Below are 20,476 nucleotides of genomic sequence, written 5' to 3'. Positions count from 1 at the left end.
TCCGCGATCAGCAACACACCGCGAAAACAAAAAGCACCACCCGGCAGCCAGGACGGCGGCGCCGAACAACCCGCACGGTGCGGGTCTGCAATCCACTCTTAAGCCAGGCCGCGTTGGCCCGGCGACTGAAACCTGTTGGGAGTTTCACATGGCAAACGCCTCCAGCACTTACAGGAAGGCTCTTGAAGGTCATCAGCAACCGAAAAAGGTTCTGGTGAAGGTCGATCGAGTCACCAAGAAGTTCGACGAAACCACTGCGGTGGACGATGTGTCCCTGGAGATCCATCAGGGCGAAATCTTCGCCCTGCTCGGCGGCTCCGGCTCGGGCAAATCGACCTTGCTGCGCATGCTCGCCGGTTTCGAACGGCCGACTGAAGGACGCATTCTGCTCGACGGTGTCGACATCACCGACATGCCGCCGTACGAGCGGCCGATCAACATGATGTTCCAGTCCTACGCCCTGTTCCCGCACATGACCGTGGCGCAGAACATCGCCTTCGGCCTCAAGCAGGACCGTTTGCCGGCCAGCGAAATCGACGCCCGCGTCGAAGAAATGCTGCGCCTCGTCCACATGACCCAATACGCCAAGCGCCGCCCGCATCAGCTGTCCGGCGGTCAGCGTCAGCGCGTGGCCCTCGCCCGCTCCCTGGCCAAGCGTCCGAAGCTGTTGCTGCTCGACGAACCGATGGGCGCGCTGGATAAAAAGCTGCGTTCGCAGATGCAGCTGGAACTGGTGGAAATCATCGAGCGCGTCGGCGTGACCTGCGTGATGGTGACCCACGACCAGGAAGAGGCCATGACCATGGCCGAGCGCATCGCGATCATGCACCTGGGCTGGATCGCCCAGATCGGCAGCCCGGTCGACATCTATGAAGCGCCGGTCAGCCGCATGGTCTGCGAATTCATCGGCAACGTGAACGCCTTCGACGGCACCGTGGTCGAGGACCTCGAAGGTCACGCGATCATTCACAGCCCGGACTTGCAGCAAAAGATCTACGTCGGTCATGGCGTCAGCACTTCGGTGCAGGACAAGTCGATCACCTACGCGATCCGCCCGGAAAAAATGCTCGTCAGCACGATCAAGCCAGAGACCCGCTACAACTGGTCCGAAGGCAAGGTGCATGACATCGCCTACCTCGGCGGCCACTCGGTGTTCTACGTCGAGTTGCCGAGCGGCAAGATCGTCCAGTCGTTCATGGCCAACGCCGAACGCCGTGGCGCGCGTCCGACCTGGGACGACAAGGTCTACGTCTGGTGGGAAGACGACAGCGGCGTGGTACTGCGCTCATGAGAACCTTCAATCAGCAATTCCTGCGCCTGGTGCCCAGCGGGCGAAAGTTCGTCATCGGCATCCCGTTCATCTGGCTGTTCCTGTTCTTCATGCTGCCGTTCTTTCTGGTGATGAAGATCAGCTTCTCGGAAGCCGCGCTGTCGATCCCGCCGTACTCGGAGATCTACACCTACGCCGAACAGAAATTCCAGCTGCTGCTGAACATCGGCAACTACACCCTGCTCGGCGAAGACGAGCTGTACCTGTCGGCCTACCTCGGTTCGCTGAAGGTGGCGCTGCTCAGTACGCTGATGTGTCTGGTGATCGGTTTCCCGATGGCCTACGCGATCACCAAGACCGGCAAGGAAACGCAAAACGTCCTGCTGCTGTTGATCATGATGCCGACCTGGACCGCGATCCTGATCCGCGTTTACGCGTGGATGGGCATCCTCAGCAACAACGGTTTGCTCAACGCATTTTTGATGTGGACCGGGCTCACCGATCACCCGATCGAGATCCTCAACACCAACACGGCCGTGTATATCGGCGTGGTTTACGCCTACCTGCCTTTCATGGTGCTGCCGCTCTACGCCAACCTGGTGAAGCACGACGGCAGCCTGCTGGAAGCCGCGCAGGACCTGGGTTCGAGCAACTTCAACAACTTCTGGAAAATCACTGTGCCGCTGGCCAAGAACGGCATCATCGCCGGTTGCATGCTGGTGTTCATTCCGGTGGTGGGCGAGTTCGTGATTCCGGAACTGCTGGGCGGCCCGGAGACCCTGATGATCGGTCGCGTGCTATGGCAAGAGTTCTTCAATAACCGCGACTGGCCGGTGGCGTCCGCGCTGGCGGTGGTGATGCTGTTGATCCTGATTGTGCCGATTCTGCTGTTCAACCGCAGCCAGGCCAAAGAGATGGAGGCACGGGGATGAAACGCTTCGGTTTTGCAAAGTTCATGTTGATCTTCGGCCTGACGTTCATTTATCTGCCGATGCTGATTCTGGTGATCTACTCGTTCAACGCCTCGAAACTGGTGACGGTCTGGGGCGGCTGGTCGGTGAAGTGGTACGTCGGCCTGCTCGACAACACCCAACTGATGGGCTCGGTGGTGCGCTCGCTGGAAATCGCCTGCTACACCGCGATCGCCGCCGTGGCGCTGGGCACCCTCGCCGCCTTCGTGCTGACCCGCGTGACACGCTTCAAGGGTCGCACGCTGTTCGGTGGTCTGGTCACCGCGCCGCTGGTGATGCCTGAGGTGATTACCGGTCTGTCGCTGTTGCTGCTGTTCGTGGCGATGGCGCAACTGATCGGCTGGCCGCAGGAGCGTGGCATTGTCACGATCTGGATCGCCCACACCACGTTTTGTGCCGCTTATGTGGCAGTGGTAGTCTCCGCCCGCTTGCGCGAGCTGGACCTGTCGATCGAAGAAGCGGCGATGGATCTGGGCGCGAAACCGTTCAAGGTGTTTTTCCTGATCACCATCCCGATGATCGCGCCGTCGCTGGCGGCGGGCGGCATGATGTCGTTCGCCCTGTCGCTGGACGATCTGGTGCTGGCGAGCTTCGTGTCGGGCCCGGGTTCGACGACCCTGCCGATGGAAGTGTTCTCGGCCGTGCGTCTGGGCGTGAAGCCCGAGATCAACGCCGTGGCCAGCCTGATTCTGCTGGCGGTGTCGCTGGTGACCTTCCTGGTCTGGTACTTCGGCCGCAAGGCAGAAGCCAACCGCAAGCGTGCGATTCAGGAAGCGATGGATCAGACCGCCAACGAATCGTGGCAGCAACCGCAACCTCAACGAGTGGCAGCGACGGCCTAGGGCCGTCGCGTTTTACGGCTTTGCGCTTTGGCTTAAAAGCTTTTGAATAAAAAGAATGGAGTTTCACCGATGAAAATGTTTGGCAGGACTCTGCTGACACTGTCCTTATTGGGCGCAATCGCCACGGGCGCCCAGGCCAACGACAAGGTGCTGCGCGTTTACAACTGGTCGGATTACATCGCTCCGGACACCGTCAAGAAGTTCGAGGACGAGACCGGCATCCGCGTGACCTACGATGTGTTCGACAGCAATGAAACCCTCGAGGCACGTCTGCTCGCGGGTAAATCCGGCTACGACATCGTGGTGCCGTCCAACAGTTTCCTGGCCAAGCAGATCAAGGCCGGGGTCTATCAGACTCTGGACAAATCGAAGCTGCCAAACTGGAAAAACCTCAACCCGGTGCTGCTGAAAAACGCCTCCGCCAGTGATCCGGAAAACGCCCACGCGTTCCCGTACATGTGGGGCTCGATCGGCATCGGCTTCAACCCGGACAAGGTCAAGGAAGTGCTCGGCAAGAATGCGCCGACCAACTCCTGGGACCTGCTGTTCAAACCGGAAAACGCCGAGAAGCTGAAGGCCTGTGGCATCAGCTTCCTCGATTCGCCGACCGAAATGCTCCCGGCCGCCCTGCACTACCTGGGCTATCCGGTGAACGACAAGGACGTGAAGCACATCGCCGAAGCCGAAGCGCTGTTCATGAAGATCCGGCCGTCGGTGGCGTACTTCCATTCGTCCAAGTACATCTCCGATCTGGCCAACGGCAACATCTGCGTAGCGGTCGGCTATTCGGGTGACGTGTTGCAGGCCAAGGCTCGCGCGGTCGAATCGGGCAACAAGGTCGAGATCGACTACAGCATTCCCAAGGAAGGCGCCGGCAGTTTCTATGACATGGTCGCCATCCCGCGCGATGCCGCCAACGTCGAGAACGCCTACCTGTTCATGAACTTCCTGATGCGCCCGGACATCATCGCCGAAGTCACCAACAGCATCGGCTACAGCAACGCCAACGAAGCCGCGACGCCGCTGGTGGACGAAGCGATCCGCAACGACCCGGGCTCATACCCGCCGCAAGCGGTGATGGCCACGCTGTATGCGGTGCCGGATCAGCCGATTGCCACGCAACGGATCATGACCCGGGGCTGGACACGCGTGAAACTCGGCAAGTAATGGCACCACGATCGTTCCCACGCTCCGCGTGGGAATGCCTCAAGGGACGCCTCGACGTGGGAACGATCAGTCAGTATCGATTTCCGTTCATGCAGCGCCTTACCACCGCTGCCCCCTGCTCTGAACGGCCTCACCTGGCTTCCTCGGTTCAGGTGAATTCAGGCGCCCTCGGGCGCCTTTTTTTGTGGGCTCAGATCAGTGGCCAGTCGGCCAGCGAGCGATAGCGGCCCTTGTGGGATTCGAACAGCGCAAAGCGTTCAGCCCGCAGGAAGAACTCCGGCGGCGTGGCAGATTCCGGTTCCGGCGCCCGATAGTCCCGGGCCAGTGTCAGGTGCGGACGATACTCGCGCGTTGCCTCTTCAAATCCGAACGGCAACATCGCCTGCTCCAGCGCATACACCAGCCGCAACAATCCCTGCGGCGCCTGCTCGGGCGCCAGCGACAATACCCCGGCACGGCGCCAGACCTGCAACCGATCCAGTGAAATCCTCAGCGCCTCGCCCGGCGTGCGCACTTTTGCCGCCGCCTCGCAGACTTCGCCAATCTGCGCCAACGGCACCGCACCGAGAAACAGCAGCGTCAGATGAAAGTTGTCCGCCGGCACCGGTTTGCCGGTACGCAAACCCAGTTCGCCGCGCCACTGGGCAATCGCCTTGCGCTGCGCCGGCGGGCAGTCCAGGGCGAAGAACAGCCGCTTGAACGGTTGATCCCCGCGCGTTTCGTCCGTCATGGCCACGCTCCTTCGTTCGTCGAGATCCCTGGATTCTACACGCCCGTTTCTGGCGACTCTCGGCGTGGGGTTTATAGTTCAACGATTGCCATCAACCGGAGGACGTCATGCGCGAGATCCTCAGCAAAGAACCCTGGTGGGCCCGACCGCCGAATCCCGGGCAGGATGAGAGCGAACTGGAATGGGGCTGGCTGGTGCATTACAGCGAAGGTGAGCCGCGTTTCGAATTTGTGCGCGAGCGGCCGACGGACGAGCAGATTCGCAACCGCAAAGGCTGCCGGATCACCCCGTCGGCGGAGTGACCCGGCAACGCGGCATCAAGGCTCGAGAATGTCCTTGAAGCCACCGAAGATCATCCGCTGCCCATCGAACGGCATCGGATTGACGTCCGGCTGCATGCGCGGGTCTTCCATCATTTTCGCCATGCCGGCGTCGCGGGTGGCTTTGTCCGGCCAGACCAGCCAGCCCGCCGATACGGTTTCGCCTTCCTTGAGTTTTACCGCCATCGGGAATGAGGTGACCTTGCCGTCCGGCACGTCATCGCCCCAGCCCTGAATCACCTCCAGCGCGCCGTATTCCTTGAACAGCTTGGCGGCGATTTCGCAGTGCTTCTTGTACTGTTCGCGATTGGCATTCGGCACGGGCGCCACGAACACATCGATGTAAGCCATGATCATTCTCCTTGCAGGGTGGGTTCGATCTGCTGAGTAGTCGACTCGGGCGGCCGCCATTCGACACGGTTGACGCCCAACCCGACCGACGGCTCATCCCGCCCGCCCAGATTGCCCTCGACCTGCGCCGCCATGTGCAGCGTGCCGGCCATCACGCCGGTGGTCGGGTTTTGCAGCAGTTTCAGCCAGGCCTTGTCGAAGGTGTTGCCCAGGCTGCTGCGAATCAGCGCTTCGCTGTCCGGGCGGTCGTTGGCCTGAATGATTGCGCGCACGCCCGCCACGCCGACCGAAATCAGCGCCCCGGCCAGTTTGCCTGCCGCTGCCGCCACCGCGCTCGCGGCGCCGCGCGGGGCCATTTCCGCCTCCATGCGCTGGCTGGCACGCTTGGCCACCGGGGCCATGGCCGACTCCGTCGAGGTCACGCCTTTGGAGCCGCCGTCGGTGTGAATCTTGTCGATCAGCGCCGCGTAGGCCGGCAGCGTGTTCAACGGTTCAGTGCTGACAACCTGATACAGCGAAGCATCCCTCGCCGACGGCGGGCCAAGGGCGATGGCGGGGATTTTCTGCAACCGCCCGTTGAGCTGGGCGATGGGCACGCCGTGGCGCTGGGCGATGACCGGCATCTGCTGCGCCATCAGCTGCGCATAGAACGCGGTGGACTGGCCGAGGATCGCGTCCGGGTCGATCTCCACCGCCACCGGCGCCAGTACGCGTTCCTGATATTGCTCCAGCAGATAGGCCGCCAGACGTTTGGCCGAAGCATCCTGCTCGCCGCTGGCACTGATGGTGTACCAGCTGACCTTCATCGACAGCCATTCCTGGGTCCAGTAGCTGCTGAACCACGGGATGAAATTTTCTTCAGTTTGCTCATAGACCCGAATGCGCCAATGTTCCATCGAGCCACGGGCGAACAGCTTGACCTGCTCGGTGGCCTGCTTCGAGGCACTGACGATTTCCCGGTCGATCTGCTGCCAGGTGGCCGGCGAGACCACCACCGCCGGCGCGCTCACCGGGGCCCGCGCCGTGGTGGCGCAGCCGGCCAGCAACACCAGTGCGGCGACGAGCAGTGCACGCAGGTTCACGGTGGCGGTCCTTATCTGTTCTTCGGGCGGGAGACTTGAAGAATCCGGAGGAGATGAAATGAGTATAGGTGCGTGCGGTGCGCCGTTTATCCGCTGGTCAGGGCTGCATCAGTCCAACCATCAATGGCGTCGATATTCACCATTGCGACGATTGCCTTCCGCCGACCGCTCGCCAAAGGCACGATTAGCCCATCCGAAACACACAGCACGAGGAGTTCACATCATGATCAGTACCGTCACCCTCGCCGTGAGTTTCCCGGACTTCGGCAGCAACTACTACGATCAGCACGTCGTGTCGCGCAAGACACAGGCGCTGGTGTTCGACGAAGCCTTCGAAGATCTGTTGATGCCCGCCGCCAGCAATCATTTCAGCAATGAAGTGGTCGGCCTCAACGATCAGTTCCGTTTTCTGAGCGACATTCTCGCCACCCATTTGCTGGACATCGAGGCCTCCGTGCCTGCGCGATCCAGCGTCCGGGCGAGCGCTCATTTTTAATGCCAGAGGGCGCTCCCACAGGGGAACGCCCTCTTCGTTTCAGTCAGTCATCATCCCGGTCGCGGTGATAACGACGCCCGTCGCGGCGGTCGTCATCGCGGTCGTCCCAGCGCCGGTCATGATCGTAGTAACGACCATGATCGCGGTCGTAATGCCGACCATGGCGATGGTCATCATCGAAATCCGCCACACAGCCGCCCAGCAGTACGGCGGCAGAAACGGTCAGCAGCAGGCTTGTTGCACGCATCATTCAGAATTTCCCTAAAACCAAGGTCTTGACGACGGAAACGGCAGCGCTGCCCGCACCGAAGAGGCGCCGTGTGCGCTGCCGCAGATACGACCGGGGAAAACGACGATGATTCACAGACCGCCGATGACCGTTGATCGCCTCGCCCGCCTCGCCCGAGCGGCGGCCAAATGCCACCTATACTGCTTGCAACGCGCAAAGGATCTGCCCCTCAAGAACAACAAGCAGAGGTGCGACATGGTCTGGCAACAAGTCTATGACCCGTTCGGCAATCCGGTGATCTCCACGATCATGGCCGCCGTTCCAGTGGTGGTGATGCTGGCGGCGCTGGCCTTCTTTCATGTGAAGGCGCATCTGGCCGCACTGCTGGCGCTGGCCTCGGCGCTGCTGATCTCGATCTTCGCCTTCGGCATGCCCGCCAACATGGCCGGTTCTGCGGCGCTGTTCGGGGCGGCCAACGGGCTGCTGCCGATTGGCTGGATCGTGCTCAACATCATTTTTCTGCATCGTCTGACCACCGAGAACGGCTCGTTCAAGGTGTTGCAGGATTCACTCGCCCGCATCACCGACGACCGGCGCCTGCAATTGCTGCTGATCGCCTTTTGTTTCGGTGCTTTCTTCGAAGGGGCCGCCGGGTTCGGTACCCCGGTGGCGGTGACCGGGGCCATTCTGATCGGTCTTGGTTTTTCGCCACTGGCAGCGTCCGGTCTGGCGCTGATCGCCAACACCGCGCCCGTGGCTTTCGGCGCCCTGGGCACGCCGATCATTACGCTGGCCAAGGTCACCGGGCTGGATGAAATGGAGCTCTCGATGATGGTGGGACGGCAGTTGCCGTTCTTCTCCGTGCTGGTGCCGTTCTGGCTGATCTGGGCCTTCGCCGGGTGGCGCAAGATGCTGGAGGTATGGCCGGCGATTCTGGTGGCTGGCGTCAGTTTCGCCATACCGCAGTTTCTGGTTTCGAACTACCACGGGCCGATGCTGGTGGACGTGATCGCCGCGCTGATTTCCATGGCCTGCCTGACGTTGTTCCTCAAGGTCTGGAAACCGGCAACCGTCCACACCTCGGCCGCGCTGTCGGGGCGGCATGACGACTCGAAGGTCGACGAAGAAAAGGTCACGGCCAGCGCCGCATTCAGCGATCAGGCGCGCCCGGCAGTGATGCGCGCGTGGATGCCGTGGATCATCCTCACGGTGTTCGTGTTTGCCTGGGGCACCCAGGGTTTCAAGAACATGTTCGACACCCGTCCGGCGATTGATCCCGTCAGCCAATCGGCCAGGCTCGATCCGCAGGGCAAACCGCTGCGCGAGGCCAATCCGGTGTTCGCCCCGGCCGTGACTTTCAGCTCCCTGCATCTGCAGATCGAAAAAGTCCCTCCGGTGGTCGCCGCGCCGAAAGCTGAAGAGGCGGTGTACAAGTTCACCTGGTTCACTGCCACCGGCAGCGGCATCCTGCTCGCGGCGATTGTCGGAGGGTTGCTGATGGGCTACTCGATCCCGCAACTGATCAAACAGTACCTTCGCACACTGTGGGTGGTGCGCTTCTCGCTGATTACGATTGCCGCGATGCTGGCGCTGGGAATCCTGACCCGCTACTCGGGGCTGGACGCGACCATGGGGCTGGCATTCGCTGCCACGGGGATTTTCTACCCGATGTTCGGCACCTTGCTCGGCTGGCTTGGCGTAGCGCTTACCGGGTCGGATACCGCGTCCAACGTGCTGTTTGGCGGCCTGCAACGGGTGACGTCGGAACAGCTGGGCATCAGCCCGGTCCTGATGGCGGCGGCCAACAGCTCCGGCGGAGTGATGGGCAAAATGGTCGACGCGCAGTCGATCGTGGTCGCCTCGACCGCGACACGCTGGTACGGGCATGAAGGGGAAATCCTGCGTTACGTGTTCTTCCATTCCATCGTGCTGGCAATCCTGGTCGGCGGCCTGGTGACGTTGCAGGCGTATGTGGCGCCGTTTACGTCCATGGTGGTCGGCGCACATTGAGAATCGCGGGTGCCTCGGTTGTGAGAGCGATCTGACTCACAGCCAAGGCACCCACCTTCATTCCGTCGATTCATGAAGCGTGCGCATGAGGCCATGCGCAAATCAAAGAAAACCTTTTCCTCTCCAGCGTGGTCACTCCTAGAACAGAGCGAGACTGGCAACCACGCCAGCGTACCCGTGCGGGTCTTTCACACCCTGCCGACCTGATAGAGGAAGCCAAGCCAATGAACGACCATCCGCCAATGGCGATCTCCCGACGCCGTTTCCTGATTCTCGGTGCCGTGACCGCAACCGCGTTCGCGATGCCCCCTTTCATCAGCCTCAAGGCCTACGCGGCCAGCCTGGAGCAACCGGCCATGGCCAAAGTAACCATCGAAGTCAACGGCAAGCCACAGGCGCTGGAGGTTGATACTCGCACCACCCTGCTCGACGCCCTGCGCGAACACCTGCAGCTGACTGGCAGCAAAAAGGGCTGCGACCACGGCCAGTGCGGCGCCTGCACGGTGATCGTCGATGGCCGGCGAATCAATTCCTGCCTGACCCTGGCGGTAATGCAGGACGGCGCCAAAGTCACCACCATCGAAGGCCTCGGCATGCCGGACCACCTGCACCCGATGCAGGCCGCGTTCATCAAGCATGACGGCTATCAATGCGGCTACTGCACGCCGGGGCAGATCTGCTCGGCGGTCGCCGTGCTCCAGGAAATCCGTGACGGCATCCCCAGCCACGCCAGCGCCAGCCTCACCGAACCGCCGCAACTGATCGCCAGCGAATTGCAGGAACGCATGAGCGGCAACATCTGCCGATGCGGCGCCTATTCGAACATCATCGAAGCCATCAGCGAAGTCGCGGAGGTGCCAGCATGAGAGCGTTCAACTACAGCCGCGCCGACTCTCCTGCCGCAGCCGCTGCCCAAGCTGCGCAAATCGAGGGCGCCCGCTTTATCGCCGGCGGCACCAATCTGCTGGACTTGATGAAACTCGACATCGAAACACCGCAGCAGCTGATTGACGTCAATCACCTGGGCCTCGACCGGATCGAAGCCACCGACGACGGCGGCTTGCGCATCGGCGCACTGGTGCGCAACACCGATCTGGCCGCCGACAGTCGGGTCCGGAAAGACTACGCGCTGCTCGCTCGCGCCCTGCTTGCCGGCGCATCGGGCCAGTTGCGCAATATGGCGACCACCGCCGGCAATCTGCTCCAGCGCACGCGCTGCCCGTATTTCTATGACACCAATCAGGCCTGCAATAAACGCAATCCCGGCAGCGGTTGCGCGGCGATTGGCGGGGTCAGTCGACAACTCGGCATCATCGGCGTCAGCGACGCCTGCATCGCGACCCATCCGAGTGACATGGCGATTGCGATGCGGGCGCTGGATGCCCAGGTCGAAACGCTCAAAGCCGACGGCAGCACGCGGCGCATCGCCATCGCGGACTTCCATCAATTGCCCGGCACCACGCCGAATGTCGAAACCAGTCTGACACCCGGCGAACTGATTACCGCCGTCACCCTGCCCGCGCCAGTGGGCGGCACGCATGTCTATCACAAGGTGCGCGACCGCTCGTCGTACGCCTTCGCGCTGGTGTCCGTCGGCCTGATCCTGCAGAAGGATGGCAGCGGCCGCATCGCCGTCGGCGGCATCGCGCCGAAACCCTGGCGAGTCGAAGCGGCGGAAGCGCTGCTGCCGCAAGGCGCGAAAGCCGTCAGCGCGCGCCTGCTCGACGGCGCCACGCCTACTTCTGACAACCAGTTCAAAGTGACATTGGTCGAGCGCACGATTGCCTCGGTGCTGGCCCAAGCGAGGGACGAAGCATGAAATTCGACACGCCCGCCACGACCAACCCGATTGATCAGTTGAACGTCATCGGTAAACCCACCGACCGCATCGAAGGCCCGCTGAAGACCAGCGGCCAGGCGCCTTACGCCTACGAGCAACATGAAGCCGTGAAGAATCAGGCCTACGGCGTAGTGGTCGGTTCGGCCATTGCCAAAGGTCGCATCACCCGCATCGATCTGGAGGCCGCCCGCGCTGCGCCGGGGGTGCTGACCATCGTCACCGCCGCCAACGCCGGCAAGCTCGGCAAAGGCCAATACAACGCCGCGCACCTGCTGGCCGGGCCGCAAGTGCAGCACTATCACCAGGCCGTGGCGCTGGTGGTCGCCGAAACCTTCGAACAGGCGCGGGCCGCCGCGCAGTTGGTCAACGTCGAATACGCGGCCGACAAAGGTCAATTTGATCTGGCCAGCGTGCGCGACCAGGGCGTGGAGCCGAAAGACGATCTGCCGGACGTCAAGCACGGCGATTTCGCCAGCGCCTTCGCCGCTGCGCCCGTGCAGTTCGACCAGACCTACACCACGCCGGATCAATCCCACGCGATGATGGAGCCTCACGCGACCCTCGCCGCCTGGAAAGGCGATCACGTGACGCTCTGGACCTCCAACCAGATGATCGCCTGGAGCGTCGGCGACATCGCCACTACCCTCGGCCTGCCCAAGGAAAACGTGCGGTTGATCTCGCCGTACATTGGTGGCGGTTTCGGCGGCAAGCTGTTCATTCGCGCCGACGCGATCCTCGCCGCCCTCGGCGCACGCCTGGCGAACCGACCCGTGAAGGTCGCCCTCGCCCGTCCGCAGATAGCCAACAACACTACCCACCGTCCCGCCACCATTCAACGCATTCGCATGGGCGCCACGGCGGACGGTAAACTCACCGCCATCGCCCATGAAGGCTGGTCGGGCAATCTCGCCGACGGCAAGGTCGAAGTCGCGGCGCAACCGAGTCAATTGCTTTATGCCGCTGAAAATCGCTTGGTGACCATGCGCCTGGCGCCGCTGGATCTGCCGGAAGGCAACGCCATGCGCGCGCCGGGTGAAACGCCGGGGCTGATGGCACTGGAGATCGCCATGGACGAGATGGCCGAACAGCTCAAACTCGATCCGATCCAGTTCCGCATCCTCAACGACACGCAGGTCGATCCGGTGAAAACCGAGCGGCCGTTCTCCCAGCGACGTCTGATCGAATGCCTGCAAACCGGCGCCGAACGTTTTGGCTGGGATAAGCGCAATGCAACGCCCGGCAGCCGTCGTGAAGGTCGCTGGCTGATCGGCATGGGCGTTGCGGCGGCGATTCGCAACAACCTGCTGGTGAAGTCCGGCGCGCGAGTACGGCTGGAGCGCGACGGCAAGATCACGGTTGAAACCGACATGACGGACATCGGCACTGGCAGCTATACGATCATTGGTCAGACTGCAGCGGAAATGATGGGGGTCAGCCTGGACGATGTGGTGGTGCGACTCGGCGATTCGAATTTCCCGGTGTCGGCAGGCTCCGGCGGACAGTTCGGCGCCAACTGCTCGACCGCCGGGGTCTACGCAGCGTGCATGAAGCTGCGCGAAGCGGTCGCGACCAAACTGGGCATGAACGCGGGTGAAGCGCAGTTTGTCGACGGCCACGTGCGGCTGGGCAACCAGAACGTGCCGTTGCGTGACGCCGCGCAACACGCCGTGATCGAAGTCGAGGACAGCATCGAATTCGCCGACCTCGCCAAGCAATATCAGCAATCGACCTTCGGCGCGCACTTCGTCGAAGTCGCCGTCGATGCCGCCACCGGCGAAGTCCGCGTGCGGCGCATGCTCGCAGTCTGCTCCGCCGGGCGGATTCTCAATCCGAAATCAGCCCGCAGCCAGGTGATCGGCGCCATGACCATGGGCGTCGGCGCAGCATTAATGGAAGAACTCGCGGTGGACAAGCGCCAGGGCTTTTTCGTCAACCATGACCTGGCAGGCTACGAGGTGCCGGTGCATGCCGACATCCCGCATCAGGAGGTGATCTTCCTCGATGAAACCGACCCGATTTCCTCGCCGATGAAAGCCAAGGGGGTCGGGGAACTGGGGATCTGCGGCGTGAGTGCGGCGGTGGCGAATGCGATCTACAACGCCACGGGCGCGCGGGTGCGGGAGTATCCGATTACCTTGGACAAGATTCTCGCGTCACTGCCAGAGATGATTTGATTTGTGGAATGGCCCCACGGTGAGGACGTTCGGTCTCACCGTGGGCGACTTGTTGATTAGCGGACGTCGGGATACTCCGCCTCTCCCACCTGCTCCATCCAGTCCACCACTTTGCCATCCAGCATTTCAGCAATGGCGATATGCGTCATGGCCGTGGTCGGCGCCGCACCGTGCCAATGCTTCACGTTGGGCGCGATCCACACGGTGTCGCCTGGCCGAATCACCCGCACTGGCTGCCCCCACTCCTGCACGAAGCCTGACCCAGCGGTAACGATCAGCGTTTGCCCCAACGGATGGGTGTGCCACGCCGTACGCGCTCCCGGCTCAAAGGTCACGGTGGCGCCGCTGATCCGCGCCGCATCGCTGCCCTTGAACGGCGCATCGACCCGTACCGTCCCGGTAAACCAGTCGCTCGAGCCTTTGGCCGACGGTTGTGAGCCGTTGGGAGTAACGGTCACGCGAGATGTCTCGCTGGCCTGGACTTCGCCCGCCAGCAGGGAAAGGGTCAGCGCCGAAGCGGCGATCGGATTCATGTTGAGGCTCTCCAGAAAAGGGACAGCCTCCACTTTAACCAGCCCGACTCTTCAGATAATCGACTAGAATTCAAAAAAACTTATGCAGGGCACTCATTAATGCTTCGGGAAAATGCCAGTGATCTGCTCGCTTTCCTCGCCGTGGCGCGTGAGCGCAGTTTCACCAAAGCAGCTGCCAAACTTGGCGTTTCGCAGTCGGCGCTCAGTCATACGATCCGCAGCCTTGAAGCCCGGCTGGGCCTGCGCCTGCTGATCCGCACCACCCGCAGTGTCTCTCCCACCGAGGCTGGTGATCACTTGCTGCAAACCATCGGCCCGCGCTTCGAAGAGATCGAATCGGAACTGGCCGCCCTCAGCAACCTGCGGGAAACTCCCGCCGGCAAGATCCGTCTCAGCGCCACCGATCACTCGCTGAACTGGCTGTTGCGACCGGTCCTCAAAGAATTTCTTCTGCAATACCCGGACATCTCCGTCGAAGTCAGCTGCGACTACAGTTTCGTCGACATCGCAGGTCAGGGTTTCGATGCCGGCGTGCGGCTGGGCGAGGATGTCGCACAAGGCATGATCGCCACTCGTATCGGCCCGGACATGCGTATGGCGGTGGTCGGCTCGCCCGCCTATTTCGCCAGACGTATCGTACCGAAGACCCCGCGTGATCTGACCGACCACGCTTGCAATAACTTGCGCCTGCCTACCAACGGCGGTCTATACGCCTGGGAGTTCGAGAAGGATGGCGAACGCCTGAAGGTGCGAGTCTGCGGACAGGTAACCCTCAACGGCGTCTATCCATTACTGGACGCCGCACTCGACGGTTTCGGCCTGAGCTACATCCCGGAGAACATCGTCGCCCCCTATCTGGCTGAAGGTCGCCTGATACAAGTACTGGAGGATTGGTGCCCGGTGTTTTCCGGATATCACCTCTACTACCCGAGCCGGCGCCAGACAGCGCCGGCCTTTGCATTGTTGCTGGCGGCGCTGCGCTATCAAGGCTGAAACCGTCTAGTCCACCAACGCAATCAACTGCTGACGCTGCGCATCGGTCAGCATCAACCCGAACCCGGCGCCGGCATTGTCGGCCATGTACAACGGATTGCTGGTGCCGGGAATCACGCAGGTCACCGCCGGATGCGCCAGCAGGAATTTCAGCGCCAGTTGCGGCCAGCTCTTCGCCCCCACCTGAGCCGCCCAGCCCGGCAGCGGTTTGCCCTTGAGCCGCGCGAGCAGGTCGCCGCCGCCGAACGGCCGGTTGCAGATCACCGCCACCCCGCGTTCGCGGCACAGCGGCAGGATGCGTTTCTCGACCCCGCGATCATCCAGGGCGTAGTTGATTTGCAGGAAATCCAGCGGCTCGGCCTTGAGCACCGCTTCGACCTCCTCATAGGCCGACGGCGTGTAGTGAGTGATGCCGATGTAGCGGATGCGGCCCTGCTCTTTCCAGTCGCGCAGGGTCGGCAGGTGGGTTTGCCAGTCGAGAAGGTTGTGGATCTGCATCAGGTCGATGCGCTCGGCGCGCAGCAGGCTGAACGACTGCTCCATCTGCGCAATGCCCTCCTCGCGACCACGGGTCCAGACCTTGGTCGCCAGAAACGCCGGAGAGCGCGGTTCGTGGATCGACAGCAATTCACCGGTGGTTTCCTCGGCGCGGCCGTACATGGGGGAGCTGTCGATCAGCGTCCCGCCCTTTTTGAACAGCTCGCCGAGCACCGCCGGCAATTGTTTGTAGACCGGATCGCCGGGAGCGACGTCGAAACCGCGATAAGTGCCCAACCCCACCAGCGGCAGTGGCTCGGAGCTCGAAGGGATGGCGCGGGTCTGCATGGTCTGGGCTCCTGTGGCGTTCGGCGACGTAATGGTGGCCAGCGCCCGGTCAAAGGTGAAAACCGCTGACACGCCGGCTGCCAGTGTCAGCAACCGGCGGCGGGAATATCCCTCAGTGTGGTTCATGCTGGCGCCCTTGCCCTGTGGATCTGTTGCACCTTGTGTTTTGATGCAGCCCGCAAAACCGTTGGACTACACTGCGACAGCCAACCTGCGCGCCCGGTTAACGTTAGTCGAATGTCCAGAACCCTGTTGTCACTCGTCGCATTGATCGTCGCCGTGTACCTGATCCTGTGCGCGGCGCTGTTCGTTTTTCAGCGGGCGCTGATTTATTTTCCGCAGCCCGCCACCCTCGATTCGCCGGAGTCACGGTTGACGCTGGCCATGCCCGACGCCGAGATCCGCGTGACGGTGCGCGAGCGCGCCGGGCCCAGAGCGCTGATCTATTTCGGCGGCAATGCCGAGGACGTTTCGCACAATCTGCCGGAGTTTTCCGAGGCGTTTCCTGACTATTCGTTGTATTTGCTGCATTACCGGGGTTTTGGTGGCAGCGGCGGTTCGCCCTCCGAAGAAGCGATCGCCGAGGATGCGCTGGCGCTGTTCGATCAGGTCTATGCCAGTCATCCGCAGGTCGCGCTGCTGGGACGCAGCCTCGGTTCCGGGGTCGCGGTGCGTCTGGCCAGCCAACGGCCGGTGGCGCGGCTGATTCTGGTCACGCCCTACAACAGCCTCGAAGAAATCGCCGCCCGCCAATATCCGTGGGTGCCGGTGCAGTGGTTGCTCAAGGATCGTTTCCGGTCCGGCCAGTACGCGGCACATATCCGCGTGCCGACGCTGCTGCTGGCGGCGAGTGATGACGAGGTGATTCCACAGGCCAGCACCGAACGCTTGCTGCACAGTTTTCCCGACGGTGTGGCCACGCTCAAAGTGGTGAACGACTCGGCACACAATTCGATTTCCGAACGGCCGCAATATCTGCAATGGATGCAGGATGTGTTGAATCGCTGAGCACTTCGTCGGCAGCCGATGAAACCCGGCGCTGCTTCGTGAACCAAGTGCAAAAAGGCCAGTCCTACCCGCGCCGCGTTCTGCGGTTCACTTTCCTTCAGCCTTGTCTTTGTTCAGAGCTTTGCGTCCCATGCGCCACGCCGTTCGTTCGTCTCGCTTCGTTTCGCTGTGCCTGTTGATCCTTTCTACCCTGCTTTCTCCCTCTGCCCACGCCGGCGCCGAGCGGCAACTGGTGGCCGCCATCAACGACTACCGCGCCCATCCGCAACGTTGTGACCGTCGCCCGGCCCAACGGCTGGCGCCGCTGACGTTGAAGTCGAATCTGGCGTTGCCGGTCGGCTATGGCTACGGCGGTGGATTGCGCGAACGATTGAAAGACTCCGGCTATGCCGCCGTGGCGGTGCGCAGCATCCGGATCGTCGGCGCACAGGACGCCGAAGAGGCGTTCGAAATGCTGCAAGACGATTACTGCGGCGCGTTGCTCGACGGTCAATACGCCGACATCGGCATCAGCCGCGCCCGCAGCGAATGGCAAGTGGTGCTGGCCCGGCCGGTGCTCGACAGTCGCGTCGGCGACAACCGCAGCGTCGGCAAGGCCTTGCTGGCCGAAGTCAACGCCGCCCGCGCCCGACCCCGTATGTGCGGTCGCCAGCGCTTCGCCGCCGCCCGCCCCTTGAGCTGGAACCCGGCACTCGGCGCCGCCGCTCAGGGCCACAGCAAGGCCATGGCCTACGGCAATTATTTCGCCCACCGCGACCCGGACGGCGACGGCCCGGCAGATCGCGCCCGGGCGGCCGGCTACCGTGGCCGACAGATCGGCGAAAACATCGCCGCCGGACAAAGCTCACCGGGCAAGGCCATGGCCGGCTGGCTGGCCAGCCCCGGACACTGCGCCAACCTGATGAACCCAATGTTCACCCAGGTCGGCGCCGGATTTGCCAGTGAGGCGCGCAGTGATGAAGGGGTTTACTGGACGATGCTGTTCGGGGCGCCTTGATCCGGTTCCATCCGAAACCGTCGAAGAGCGCTGCAAGTCGCAACTCGACGGCTGATCGTCAGACCGGAGAAATCGTGGCAAGCACGCCAATCATGATGGTCAACACAAGAAAGCCGCCGAGGAAAATCGCCATCTTAGCCATGAAGGCCTCCTGAGTACTCAATGTCCGGCGCACCGGGCGCTCCGGAATGAAGCGCGTCGCGTATGACCGAACGGCAGGGCCATTTTGGGCCCGTGGCTGAGATGGTTACAGATGCAGATTCGACAGGAAAAAGCGGATCAGATGGATCGGGGTGGCGCATGGGTCGACATTCAGATCGGTACAAATGGTTTCCATTGCGCCGCTTTGATCTAGAGTCATGGGCGCCGCGCCAAGAACAACAAAAAATACAGGAGTGAAACCATGTCCGACCTGAACCTGCACCCCAACGCCGCCGAATCCCTGAACCGCTGGCACGAAATGATCCGCACCGGCAATCTCAAGGCCCTGCCCGAACTGCTCGATTCCAAAGCGGTTTTCCGCTCGCCGATGGCGCATACCCCCTACCCCGGTGCCCCGGTGGTGTCGATGATCCTCAACACCGTGTTCGAGGTGTTCGAAGACTTCAAATACCACCGTGAACTGGCGACAGCCGATGGCTTGAATGTGGTGCTGGAGTTCAGCGCCAAAGTCGCCGCAAAAGAGCTCAAAGGCATCGACATGATCCGTTTCGATGAACAAGGCAAGATCGTCGAGTTCGAGGTGATGGTGCGGCCGCTCAGCGGGTTGCAGGCGCTGGGTGAAGAGATGGGACGGCGGCTTGGCGCCTATCTGGCGGCCGCCAAGGCCTGAAATCCGCACACAAAAAAGCCCACTGACCGTCGCCGGTTCAGTGGGCTTCGTGTGTCAGGCGTCTGGATTACAGAGCCATGTCACGTGCAGCGCTTTCTTTCGGAGCCGGAGCTTTTTCAGCCGAGGCGTCCGCCGCTGGAGCTGCAACCTGACCAATCACCGGAGGGGTTGGCAGTTGCAGGATCTTGGCGGTGTAAGCCCACTCTTCAGCCACTTTGGCTGGATCGTTGTTCAGCTGGGTGCCGTAGCTTGGAACGATCTGGTGCAGCTTGGCTTGCCACTCTGGGCTGGCGACTTTGTCTTTGAAGACTTTCTGCAGCACGCTCAGCATGATCGGTGCAGCGGTCGATGCGCCTGGGGATGCGCCCAGCAGACCGGCGATGGAGCCGTCCTTGGAAGCAACGATTTCGGTGCCCAGTTTCAGCACGCCGCCAGCGGCTTCATCACGCTTGATGATTTGCACGCGCTGGCCGGCTTGCCACAGGCGCCAGTCTTCGGCTTTGGCGTTCGGGAAGTATTCCTTCAGCGCGTTCAGACGGTCTTCATCCGACAGCATCAGTTGACCGGCCAGGTACTCGACCAGCGGGTATTCCTTGATGCCGACCCGGGTCATAGGCCAGATGTTGTGGGTGGTGGTGCTGGTCAGCAGGTCCAGGTACGAACCTTCTTTCAGGAACTTGGTGCTGAAAGTCGCGAACGGGCCAAACAAGATGACGCGCTTGCCGTCCAGGACACGGGTGTCCAGGTGCGGAACGGACATCGGAGGCGCGCCAACCGAAGCTTTACCGTAGGCCTTGGCCAGGTGCTGTTCGGCGATGGCCGGGTTATCAGTCACCAGGAACGAGCCGCCTACCGGGAAGCCAGCGTATTCCTTGGCTTCTTCGATACCGGATTTCTGCAGCAGGTGCAGTGCACCGCCGCCGGCGCCGATGAACACGAACTTGGCGTCGGTTTCAGTCTTGGTGCCGTCTTTCAGGTTCTTGTAGCTGACGCGCCAGGTGCCATCGGCATTCTTGGTGATGTCCTGTACTTCGCTGGACAGCTTCAAGTTGAAGTTAGGCTTGGTCTGCAGGTAACCGGCGAACTGGCGGGTGATTTCGCCGAAGTTCATGTCGGTACCCAGCGGGCTCCAGGTGGCCGCGATTTTCTGGTTCGGGTCACGCCCTTCCATCATCAGCGGAACCCACTTCTTGATCACAGCCGGGTCTTCGGAGTACTGCATGCCGGCGAACAGCGGGCTCGCTTGCAGGGCTTCGTAGCGCTTTTTCAGGAACTTGATGTTGTCATCGCCCCACACGAAGCTCATGTGCGGAGTGGTGTTGATGAACGAACGAGGGTCCTTCAGGACGCCTTGACGAACCTGCCAGGCCCAGAACTGACGGGAGACCTGGAACGCTTCGTTGATCTCGACGGCTTTCGGGATGGTGACATTGCCCTTGTCGTCTTCCGGGGTGTAATTCAGCTCGGCAAGTGCCGAGTGACCGGTGCCGGCGTTGTTCCAGCCGTTGGAGCTTTCCAGGGCGACGCCGTCGAGGCGCTCGACCATTTCCATCGACCAGGTAGGTTCCAGCTCATTGATCCACACACCGAGGGTGGTGCTCATGATGCCGCCGCCGATCAGCAGGACGTCGACTTTCTTTGCTTCTTCGGCATTGGCGGAAGACATCCCCATCGCCAAAGCCAGCCCCAGCAAGGCTGTGTTCACTTTCTTAAACATCTGTTGCACCTATGATAAAACGCCTTCCGCCCGCCGCTGTTGTACGTATGAGGTCCCCTCTTTTCGCGACACTCAGGCCAGCGTCGCGG

The 20,476-nt window shown here is 62.0% G+C and carries 21 protein-coding genes; 14 read left to right on the top strand and 7 right to left on the bottom strand.

The genetic code is table 11. The features are described from left to right. Positions 1-148: 148 nt before the first annotated feature. From potA to CAF74_RS26330, 4 genes are all read left to right on the top strand, one after another. Entirely contained in the window at positions 149-1,291 is a 1,143-nt protein-coding gene (potA, locus tag CAF74_RS26345; protein WP_007957110.1) for a polyamine ABC transporter ATP-binding protein, read from the top strand. After that, positions 1,288-2,202: an ABC transporter permease subunit gene (locus CAF74_RS26340; protein WP_064595393.1), complete on the top strand. Its 915-nt coding sequence runs from the start codon at positions 1,288-1,290 to the stop codon at positions 2,200-2,202. Before potA ends, CAF74_RS26340 begins: the two co-directional genes overlap by 4 nt. Further along, on the top strand, positions 2,199-3,083 hold the full coding sequence (locus CAF74_RS26335) for an ABC transporter permease subunit (protein ID WP_007957119.1): 885 nt from the start codon (positions 2,199-2,201) through the stop codon (positions 3,081-3,083). The genes CAF74_RS26340 and CAF74_RS26335 overlap by 4 nt, the downstream gene beginning before the upstream one ends. A gap of 69 nt (positions 3,084-3,152) precedes the next feature. Next, entirely contained in the window at positions 3,153-4,250 is a 1,098-nt protein-coding gene (locus CAF74_RS26330; protein WP_085748280.1) for a polyamine ABC transporter substrate-binding protein, read from the top strand. A gap of 190 nt (positions 4,251-4,440) precedes the next feature. On the opposite strand, the gene thpR is transcribed toward CAF74_RS26330, so the two are convergent. Then, positions 4,441-4,980: an RNA 2',3'-cyclic phosphodiesterase gene (thpR, locus tag CAF74_RS26325; RefSeq protein ID WP_085748279.1), complete on the bottom strand. Its 540-nt coding sequence runs from the start codon at positions 4,978-4,980 to the stop codon at positions 4,441-4,443. Between the two features lie 107 nt (positions 4,981-5,087). Here thpR and CAF74_RS26320 point away from each other — a divergent pair, with 107 nt between their 5' ends. Next, positions 5,088-5,282, top strand: coding sequence for a hypothetical protein (locus CAF74_RS26320; RefSeq protein WP_007957125.1), 195 nt, complete (start codon positions 5,088-5,090; stop codon positions 5,280-5,282). Between the two features lie 15 nt (positions 5,283-5,297). Here the strand turns inward: CAF74_RS26320 and CAF74_RS26315 are convergent, their stop codons facing one another. Both CAF74_RS26315 and CAF74_RS26310 read right to left on the bottom strand, forming a co-directional pair. After that, positions 5,298-5,651: a DUF1428 domain-containing protein gene (locus CAF74_RS26315; RefSeq protein ID WP_085748278.1), complete on the bottom strand. Its 354-nt coding sequence runs from the start codon at positions 5,649-5,651 to the stop codon at positions 5,298-5,300. 2 nt (positions 5,652-5,653) lie between these two features. Beyond that, complete coding sequence (locus CAF74_RS26310; protein WP_085748277.1) at positions 5,654-6,733, bottom strand: hypothetical protein; 1,080 nt, start codon at positions 6,731-6,733, stop codon at positions 5,654-5,656. Between the two features lie 223 nt (positions 6,734-6,956). Here CAF74_RS26310 and CAF74_RS26305 point away from each other — a divergent pair, with 223 nt between their 5' ends. Further along, the gene (locus CAF74_RS26305; RefSeq protein WP_085748276.1) at positions 6,957-7,229 is read left to right on the top strand and encodes a hypothetical protein; all 273 of its coding nucleotides are present in this window, start codon (positions 6,957-6,959) and stop codon (positions 7,227-7,229) included. Positions 7,230-7,272: 43 nt separating this feature from the next. Here the strand turns inward: CAF74_RS26305 and CAF74_RS26300 are convergent, their stop codons facing one another. After that, positions 7,273-7,479 carry a hypothetical protein gene (locus tag CAF74_RS26300; protein WP_064382340.1) on the bottom strand — a complete coding sequence of 69 codons (207 nt, stop codon included), beginning with the start codon at positions 7,477-7,479 and terminating at the stop codon, positions 7,273-7,275. A gap of 234 nt (positions 7,480-7,713) precedes the next feature. Here CAF74_RS26300 and CAF74_RS26295 point away from each other — a divergent pair, with 234 nt between their 5' ends. From CAF74_RS26295 to paoC, 4 genes are all read left to right on the top strand, one after another. Next, positions 7,714-9,468: an L-lactate permease gene (locus CAF74_RS26295; RefSeq protein WP_085748275.1), complete on the top strand. Its 1,755-nt coding sequence runs from the start codon at positions 7,714-7,716 to the stop codon at positions 9,466-9,468. A gap of 242 nt (positions 9,469-9,710) precedes the next feature. After that, on the top strand, positions 9,711-10,334 hold the full coding sequence (gene paoA / locus CAF74_RS26290; protein ID WP_371857363.1) for an aldehyde dehydrogenase iron-sulfur subunit PaoA: 624 nt from the start codon (positions 9,711-9,713) through the stop codon (positions 10,332-10,334). Further along, a complete protein-coding gene (locus CAF74_RS26285) occupies positions 10,331-11,287 on the top strand; it encodes a xanthine dehydrogenase family protein subunit M (protein WP_085748273.1) in 957 nt (318 codons plus the stop codon). Before paoA ends, CAF74_RS26285 begins: the two co-directional genes overlap by 4 nt. After that, complete coding sequence (paoC, locus tag CAF74_RS26280) at positions 11,284-13,482, top strand: aldehyde oxidoreductase molybdenum-binding subunit PaoC (protein ID WP_085748272.1); 2,199 nt, start codon at positions 11,284-11,286, stop codon at positions 13,480-13,482. The genes CAF74_RS26285 and paoC overlap by 4 nt, the downstream gene beginning before the upstream one ends. 56 nt (positions 13,483-13,538) lie before the next feature. Here the strand turns inward: paoC and CAF74_RS26275 are convergent, their stop codons facing one another. Further along, positions 13,539-14,015: a cupin domain-containing protein gene (locus CAF74_RS26275; RefSeq protein ID WP_085748271.1), complete on the bottom strand. Its 477-nt coding sequence runs from the start codon at positions 14,013-14,015 to the stop codon at positions 13,539-13,541. Between the two features lie 99 nt (positions 14,016-14,114). Between CAF74_RS26275 and CAF74_RS26270 the strand changes: the two genes are divergently transcribed. Then, complete coding sequence (locus tag CAF74_RS26270; RefSeq protein WP_085748270.1) at positions 14,115-15,008, top strand: LysR family transcriptional regulator; 894 nt, start codon at positions 14,115-14,117, stop codon at positions 15,006-15,008. Positions 15,009-15,014: 6 nt separating this feature from the next. Here the strand turns inward: CAF74_RS26270 and CAF74_RS26265 are convergent, their stop codons facing one another. Further along, the gene (locus CAF74_RS26265; protein WP_176240514.1) at positions 15,015-15,959 is read right to left on the bottom strand and encodes an aldo/keto reductase; all 945 of its coding nucleotides are present in this window, start codon (positions 15,957-15,959) and stop codon (positions 15,015-15,017) included. Between the two features lie 111 nt (positions 15,960-16,070). Between CAF74_RS26265 and CAF74_RS26260 the strand changes: the two genes are divergently transcribed. The 3 genes from CAF74_RS26260 to CAF74_RS26245 all read left to right on the top strand — a co-directional run bounded on the left by CAF74_RS26260 (position 16,071) and on the right by CAF74_RS26245 (position 18,670). Further along, positions 16,071-16,841: an alpha/beta hydrolase gene (locus CAF74_RS26260; protein WP_085748268.1), complete on the top strand. Its 771-nt coding sequence runs from the start codon at positions 16,071-16,073 to the stop codon at positions 16,839-16,841. A 130-nt stretch (positions 16,842-16,971) separates the two neighbouring features. Then, entirely contained in the window at positions 16,972-17,838 is an 867-nt protein-coding gene (locus tag CAF74_RS26255) for a CAP domain-containing protein (protein WP_085748267.1), read from the top strand. 403 nt (positions 17,839-18,241) lie between these two features. Then, positions 18,242-18,670 (top strand): nuclear transport factor 2 family protein, encoded by a 429-nt coding sequence (locus CAF74_RS26245; RefSeq protein ID WP_085748266.1) that lies wholly within the window; start codon positions 18,242-18,244, stop codon positions 18,668-18,670. Positions 18,671-18,737: 67 nt separating this feature from the next. Here the strand turns inward: CAF74_RS26245 and mqo are convergent, their stop codons facing one another. Further along, positions 18,738-20,387 (bottom strand): malate dehydrogenase (quinone), encoded by a 1,650-nt coding sequence (mqo, locus tag CAF74_RS26240; protein WP_064595368.1) that lies wholly within the window; start codon positions 20,385-20,387, stop codon positions 18,738-18,740. Positions 20,388-20,476: the final 89 nt, after the last annotated feature.

Source organism: Pseudomonas sp. R45(2017) (assembly GCF_002112305.1).
Lineage (GTDB): Bacteria > Pseudomonadota > Gammaproteobacteria > Pseudomonadales > Pseudomonadaceae > Aquipseudomonas > Aquipseudomonas paraglycinae.
The sequence above is the reverse complement of the archived record's forward strand: the minus strand, read 5'-3'. Positions and strand labels throughout refer to the sequence as shown.